The 6,222-nt window shown below is 32.7% G+C and carries 11 protein-coding genes; 10 read left to right on the plus strand and 1 reads right to left on the minus strand.

The window, feature by feature from the left end; genetic code table 11:
• Positions 1 to 187: 187 nt before the first annotated feature.
• From ACI3VO_RS03450 to ACI3VO_RS03460, 3 genes are all read left to right on the plus strand, one after another.
• Positions 188 to 358, plus strand: coding sequence for a hypothetical protein (locus ACI3VO_RS03450; protein WP_439756582.1), 171 nt, complete (start codon positions 188 to 190; stop codon positions 356 to 358).
• A gap of 1,119 nt (positions 359 to 1,477) precedes the next feature.
• Positions 1,478 to 1,678, plus strand: a complete 201-nt coding sequence (locus ACI3VO_RS03455; protein WP_439756583.1) for a hypothetical protein — start codon at positions 1,478 to 1,480, stop codon at positions 1,676 to 1,678.
• Between the two features lie 96 nt (positions 1,679 to 1,774).
• Complete coding sequence (locus ACI3VO_RS03460; protein ID WP_439756584.1) at positions 1,775 to 1,957, plus strand: hypothetical protein; 183 nt, start codon at positions 1,775 to 1,777, stop codon at positions 1,955 to 1,957.
• Positions 1,958 to 1,962: 5 nt separating this feature from the next.
• Here the strand turns inward: ACI3VO_RS03460 and ACI3VO_RS03465 are convergent, their stop codons facing one another.
• Positions 1,963 to 2,112 (minus strand): hypothetical protein, encoded by a 150-nt coding sequence (locus ACI3VO_RS03465; RefSeq protein WP_439756585.1) that lies wholly within the window; start codon positions 2,110 to 2,112, stop codon positions 1,963 to 1,965.
• Positions 2,113 to 2,452: 340 nt separating this feature from the next.
• Between ACI3VO_RS03465 and pilV the strand changes: the two genes are divergently transcribed.
• The 7 genes from pilV to ACI3VO_RS03500 all read left to right on the plus strand — a co-directional run bounded on the left by pilV (position 2,453) and on the right by ACI3VO_RS03500 (position 5,799).
• On the plus strand, positions 2,453 to 2,881 hold the full coding sequence (pilV, locus tag ACI3VO_RS03470; protein WP_439756586.1) for a shufflon system plasmid conjugative transfer pilus tip adhesin PilV: 429 nt from the start codon (positions 2,453 to 2,455) through the stop codon (positions 2,879 to 2,881).
• Positions 2,882 to 2,932: 51 nt separating this feature from the next.
• Positions 2,933 to 3,241, plus strand: coding sequence for a hypothetical protein (locus ACI3VO_RS03475; RefSeq protein WP_439756587.1), 309 nt, complete (start codon positions 2,933 to 2,935; stop codon positions 3,239 to 3,241).
• Positions 3,242 to 3,565: 324 nt separating this feature from the next.
• Entirely contained in the window at positions 3,566 to 3,814 is a 249-nt protein-coding gene (locus ACI3VO_RS03480; protein WP_439756588.1) for a hypothetical protein, read from the plus strand.
• Positions 3,815 to 4,013: 199 nt separating this feature from the next.
• Entirely contained in the window at positions 4,014 to 4,322 is a 309-nt protein-coding gene (locus ACI3VO_RS03485) for a hypothetical protein (protein ID WP_439756589.1), read from the plus strand.
• A gap of 143 nt (positions 4,323 to 4,465) precedes the next feature.
• Positions 4,466 to 4,921, plus strand: coding sequence for a hypothetical protein (locus tag ACI3VO_RS03490; protein ID WP_439756590.1), 456 nt, complete (start codon positions 4,466 to 4,468; stop codon positions 4,919 to 4,921).
• Positions 4,921 to 5,199, plus strand: coding sequence for a hypothetical protein (locus ACI3VO_RS03495; RefSeq protein ID WP_439756591.1), 279 nt, complete (start codon positions 4,921 to 4,923; stop codon positions 5,197 to 5,199). Before ACI3VO_RS03490 ends, ACI3VO_RS03495 begins: the two co-directional genes overlap by 1 nt.
• A 465-nt stretch (positions 5,200 to 5,664) precedes the next feature.
• Positions 5,665 to 5,799 (plus strand): hypothetical protein, encoded by a 135-nt coding sequence (locus tag ACI3VO_RS03500; protein WP_439756592.1) that lies wholly within the window; start codon positions 5,665 to 5,667, stop codon positions 5,797 to 5,799.
• Positions 5,800 to 6,222 lie beyond the last annotated feature (423 nt).

Below are 6,222 nucleotides of genomic sequence, written 5' to 3' on the forward strand. Positions count from 1 at the left end.
ATTAAGATTCCCTGGGATTGCAAAAATAGAGTCTAATGGTGATCTATATATTACACATGCTACTAATAATGTAATGACAAATGCTACCACGAACCCCAGAATTGTATTTAGTGAAAATGGGAGTTAGGCAGTTGGACTAGTATATACAGATTACGATTCTTATAGAGCTTCTAAAGGTCTAAAAGTTATGGACGTGGATGGTAGTGAGGCTGGAAATGTATGGTTAGAAGCTCAGGGTAATATGTATTCTGCTGGATTCTGTAAAAATAATTCTTCAGATGATTATGTTTTGTTAGGTGGAGGAGGACATAAGTCTATTTCTTCTATTATAAATGGTGGGTATATTGGAAAAACTTAGGTATAGACATCAAGTTAGGACCAGAGAATAATAGGAATAAAAGGTATTCAGTTAGTTGAAAATAATGGAATTTCATTTAGAGAAGGTAGTTCTAGTTTCTATACAACATTAAGGTATGATACCTATGGCAATGAGGCTTTAATTCTTGGTATGAAAAATTCCGTTACTAGCTTTATAGTCAAATCTGGAGATAGTGGAACGACAAATAATACAACTACTACATTTAATAGTTTAACTCCATCTATCCAAGTAAAGGGTTAGAGCCTATATGTAAATTCATTAATATCTAATGGAGTTGCTCCTGGATATAATTTTTATGTAGCAGGAACAAGTAAATTTACAAATACAGTAAGAATAGCTACTGTTACTGGTAATTATTGTGAGGGATTAAGGCTTTAGTGTTCAGATGGATAGTGGCAAACTATTATTTTAGGGGCAACTGGAGAAACCGGAACTAATACTAATGCCTGGTCTATACATAGAAAAACTGATAATAATTTCTGTATTTCTAGAAATTCTAGTGATGGTACTAATGGATTAGTTATGACTTCTACTGGTATGGGCCTTGGTACTACTTCTCCTGCTTATAGACTTCACGTTAATGGAACTACCTATACTTCCACAACTATTGGAATAAATAGGTCATGGTTAGATAATGGATAGACATCCTCTGTTGGTCCTATAGTCATGATGTAGGCAATAAAAGGTATGGGATATCCAGTTTATACTGATCCAGAATTTGCTAGTGGTAATAATAGTGTCAGTGTTTATAATAATAGTGGTAATGGAACAGTAACAATAAGTAGAATAGCAGATAACTAGGTTTCTGGAAATAGTTCTGGATATATTCTACAAATTTCTACGTCTTCTGGAACTGCTAGTCCTGGAAGAGGGGGTTTTGTTTAGGTTATTTCATCTAGGGCTAATGCAGTTTTTGTTTAGATATTTAGAGCAAAAATACCAACTGGATTTTCTGTTAATAATAATGAGAACGCACAAGGTTCTGGAGCTACATATCACTGGTTAACCTCTAGAGAAGGAACTGGAAAATGGGAATGGTATATAAGAGTTACTCATTGTGGTTCTTCTGGTTCATTCAGTAGTGGTGGGCATGTTTATTTGAATGGTTCAGGTGCTGTTACTTGGTATCTATCATATTGTAATTTAATTGATGTTACTAAGGGAAATTATGATGGATTGAGAACTAGATACTCTGATAATACAACTAATGCAGATATGCTTGATGGATACCATGAATACTCATTCTTAAGATATAGAGATACTACATCAACTAATGGCGCAGCTACTTTATGGTCTTAGATAGGAATTAGATCTTATCATAATGCATTACCAGAAGGTCTTTCTGGATTATATAATTATGGACAAGTTGTATCATTTCCTGGAAATGGTACTAGAATGGATATATTTACTAATCATACTGGGTCTACTGATACCATAAATCAGGGTCTTTGGTGGAGATCTGGATGGGATACTGATAAACGAACTTGGAGAAGAATTATTGATAGCGGTAACATAGGAAGTCAGTTCTCAGCATTTAGTGGTGGTGGAATATCATCAAGTGGTAATACAATAACTTAGGCTAATCATTCTATAACAGTTGGTGGGACAACTAGAACTGCAGGATCTTCATCTTGTAATATTATTAATAGTCTATCTGTTAGTAAAGCTACTTCTAGTGCTGTTACTAATTTAACATTAGGTATTACGATAAATGGAATTGTAAGTTCTGACAAAACTATTGCAAATTTACATGCTACTTGTTTAAATAATACTTCTACTTCTAATCCAGCTAGTGCATCTTGTACTTTAAATAAACAAGGAGTACAATGGTTTAGCCAGATTAATAGTTCATCAGGTTACGCTGGAAATAATTATGGGTTTCCTGTAAGTAATAATGCTAATGGAATTTTATATTTAGGAACACATCCTAATAGTACTTCTAATGCTTATTATGCGGGGTAGATTGGAATAAGTTCTAACGGTCGTTTATATTATCGTTTTAATAGTGGGAGCACTTGGAGTACAACAGCTAATGGAGGAAGTTGGAAAACAGTAGCCTGGACTACAGATACAATGTCTTATATTACAGTAACTAATTCAGATGCAAATAGTACATATAGAATGGTATGGCATAGTGGAAGTTCTCTTTATAGTACTGGAGGAATTTATTGTAATCCATATACAGATTATTTATATGCTGGTTCATTCTATACTGGTAATTGGTTTAGAAGTTCTGGGGCAACTGGTTGGTATAATGAATCATATAAAGGGGGAATTTATATGTCCGATGATACATGGATAAGGACATATAATACCAAAAAATTTTATGTTAGTAATTCTGAAAGTAATGCTATTTATACTGCAGGGGGAGTAACTGCCACCACTCACATGTGGGCATCTTCTACTGCAAGTACATGGTTAGATGGACAAAGATATGATAATGGGGCATTAAATATAGGAAATGCAACAAATACGGGTTCTTATTGGCCCTGGATTCGATAGACTAATACGGGATCTTCAAGATGGTTTAGTATCGGAGTATTAAATAATTCGTTGTATATAATCGGATCAACTACGGGGAGAACTAGTAATGGTTATGATTACGGGTGGCGTTTTGATGTATCTAATGGATGGGCTTATGGGAATTTCTCTAATTCAGATACTCTGGATGGCTATCATGCTTCATCATTATTTACTAATTTATCTAATTCTGAAAATAAGATTTCAATTACTATTGGTGGAACAAATAAAACTTTAACTGTTGATTATGCAGCTAAAGCAAGTATGATATATGCTCTCAATAATAGCACTGCCTATTGTCTTTTAGGGGCATCTGCAGGAAATACATATACTACTGCATAGAGATTAACAGCTACTATAGGAGGTGCTGCTAAACCTATATATATATCTGAAGGAAAGCCTACGGCATGTAGTTCTATAGTTGGTAGTGGAATCAACCCAGTTTATATGAGTAGTGGTACAATTACTGCTAGTGATAAATCTGTTGGAAGTAGTAAAAAACCAGTATATTTATCTAGTGGAACTATTACCTAGAGTGATTATTCATTCTATGGAAGCTCTACACAACCTATAGTATTAGTTGCTGGTTATATATATAGAAATTCAGCAACTGATGCCAGCGATAATTGGATTTTCTCAGGATATAAACATGAAGCTGTTGGAGATATGTCAGGTACTGCTTCAATTAGTGGTGGTGTTGCTCAATTTTCCTTTGGTTCTGTAAGTGGAAAAAGTTTTTATTTTAGGGGAGTAGTTGCAAATCATAGAACATCTAAAAAAATGTCGTCTGCTACATCTGGAAATAGCGATAATGTTAGATCCGATGGTTTATGGTGGTTTGGAACTCACACTTCTAATACAAGTATATATATAAGAGCGTGCTGTAATGGAGATAAGGATAATGACTCTACATAGAGCCAACCTGGGGCTTGGAAGACCTGGGAAGGTGCTATTCTTAGCTTTTCTATTATTGTTATTGGATATGCAACATAACAAAATTTAACATTTGATTAACAGATTAAATATATATTATTGTTTGAGATTAATTAGTAATTTTAAAATTTTACAACTATGGGCAGAAGAAAAGTTTCAAGCACAAGAGGAGGTATCAAAAATGGAGGCAGCATTAGAAAGAAAACTAAATAAGACACTTTATAAAGTATTTCTTTTAATTCTGAAAATTATACCATTTTTACTGGCAATAAATGAAACAGTGTTTACTATTCTACATTATTTTGATATAAAATGTTATTCACTTAATTTTATAGGAGGTTTCTCTGTGCTATTCATGATTCAGTTATATATTATGTCATATATCTTTCAATATTGTGAATGGCATAGAGTTCCTCTACATTATGTTACTATTGTAAACATCTTAGCTCTATATGATACTTACGTAGGAATTCCAATCTCAGATTTATAGATGTTAAGAGTTTATTTAGTTATTGCAGGTATTAGTTTGGTATATTTCATTTATTTAAAATTTTATCACAAATGTTAACATTGTTTAACTGAATAATTAATTGAAAAATAATATTATTGTACATAATTAAAATTTAATGATTTATGGTATTAAATGACTTATTGACAAAACAGAATGTAATCACTAAGATTCTCCTTAAAGATGGTGACAAAGAGCTTTCTAAGGAGTTAAAAGTAAAGATTATGCGTATTAGAATTGCTTATAATAAAATAAAGAAGCAATTTGATGAAGATGCGCAGGAGTTCTCTAAACAGATTGTTAGTGATGAGCTGAGAGAACTCGCAAATAAGCAAGATAGAACTTCTGAGGAAACTGAAAGATTTAATGAGCTAAATAGCAAGGCAAATTCTGAGTATCAGGAATATCTTATTCAGAAAGGTAATGAGGAGATTACAGATGCTATTGATGATTCTCTTACTATGGAAGAGTATTCTGATATTTTAGATATTAATTCCAGCAATGATGTAGAAATTAATGGAAATAAAATTAAAGCTGCAGATTTGATGGAAGCAATATATGATTTATTTGTTAAAGAATAATGGAAATTACTAAAACCAATTGTCAGTATAGTATTACTGATACTACAGCAGAAGGATGGACTACTAGTGGAAGTTTAACTAAAGAAGTATCTGGAAATATTAATGTAAATCTTAATGTTAATGATGCTTTAGGCCAGAATGTTGGAAGTTACTATTATAGTACTGGTATGTCAGATATGCTTAATATTAATATCAATGTTAAGCCAGAACATAAAGGTGAATTTGTTGCTTATTGCGAAAATTTGATTGCAGAGGCAATGGATAGCGTAAATGAATGATTACTTCACTTCTAAGAAGTCTTCTTTAGAAATTCATTGATGATATAGATTCTGGTAACTGCCATATTTCTATTGAAAATCAGACAAAGTTAGTTTCTATTTTAAGCAGTATTGCTTGTCCAGAATAGAGATTAAGTAAAATGTAGGCATGTGAATACTTAGGTGTAAGTAGAGCAACATTTGATAACTATGTTAGAGATGGATTTATTCCTAAAGGATATAAACAAGAAGGTTTCAAGGAGTTAGGTTGGAACAAAGTCGATTTAGACATATTTATGCATAGTAAGCAATAAATTTAATTGATGGGAGTTGTGAATAATTTAGTTATAAGAGTATAACTTTATTATTTGCAATTCCCAATTTTATTTTTAGCATCTTCCAATTCCAGTTATTTTTATGTGTATTATAGCGTAGTTCTAGAACAATATATTTAGATAAATGTTATAATGATTAAAAGTAATTATTATGGAATCAACAAAAACTTATGTTCTTCCCGATTGTCAGAATGACAACAACTTAGCTACTATGATGGCTATGAACGGAGGTATGAATGGAATGTGGAATAATCCGTTAGTTATATACTTTATACGAGAAGTGTAAGCGGATTTAAAACCTCGTGAACTCATGGAAACTCTCTCTGAGACAATCATGAGCCAAGCCTATTAAGGAAGGTGCAACGACTATTATGTAGGGTCTAAGTAGACTCGAAGCGCGAGGGTTTTGGAAACAAAATATGATATAGTCTGAACTCTATGGCGACATAGAGAGAATATACGGAAACGGTATATTCGTAACAAAATTGTTGTATATCTCGTATGGATGATGTTTGCTGGACGTTTTTTCGGAAATAACGGATGGGGAGACGGATAGAATGCTGAAACCTAGCTATCTGCCATTCGTGAACAGATGAGTACAAACCAGAATACTTCATTGCTAATGGATGCTATTAAAGGTAATAGTGCTGCTCTAGGTCAGCTTTCTAATAGCTTGGGGTGTGACTTTAATACTCTAAAAGAAAGTATT

Source organism: Intestinibacter sp. (genome assembly GCF_051866655.1).
GTDB lineage: Bacteria > Bacillota > Clostridia > Peptostreptococcales > Peptostreptococcaceae > Intestinibacter.

Excerpts from the sequence above, each read along its gene's own strand:
- ACI3VO_RS03450 (WP_439756582.1), top strand. The coding sequence starts at position 188 with ATGGACGTGGATGGTAGTGAGGCTGGAAATGTATGGTTAGAAGCTCAG.
- ACI3VO_RS03460 (WP_439756584.1), top strand. The coding sequence starts at position 1,775 with ATGGATATATTTACTAATCATACTGGGTCTACTGATACCATAAATCAG.
- pilV (WP_439756586.1), top strand. The coding sequence starts at position 2,453 with ATGTCTTATATTACAGTAACTAATTCAGATGCAAATAGTACATATAGA.
- ACI3VO_RS03480 (WP_439756588.1), top strand. The coding sequence starts at position 3,566 with ATGTCAGGTACTGCTTCAATTAGTGGTGGTGTTGCTCAATTTTCCTTT.
- ACI3VO_RS03485 (WP_439756589.1), top strand. The coding sequence starts at position 4,014 with ATGGAGGCAGCATTAGAAAGAAAACTAAATAAGACACTTTATAAAGTA.
- ACI3VO_RS03490 (WP_439756590.1), top strand. The coding sequence starts at position 4,466 with ATGGTATTAAATGACTTATTGACAAAACAGAATGTAATCACTAAGATT.
- ACI3VO_RS03495 (WP_439756591.1), top strand. The coding sequence starts at position 4,921 with ATGGAAATTACTAAAACCAATTGTCAGTATAGTATTACTGATACTACA.
- ACI3VO_RS03500 (WP_439756592.1), top strand. The coding sequence starts at position 5,665 with ATGGAATCAACAAAAACTTATGTTCTTCCCGATTGTCAGAATGACAAC.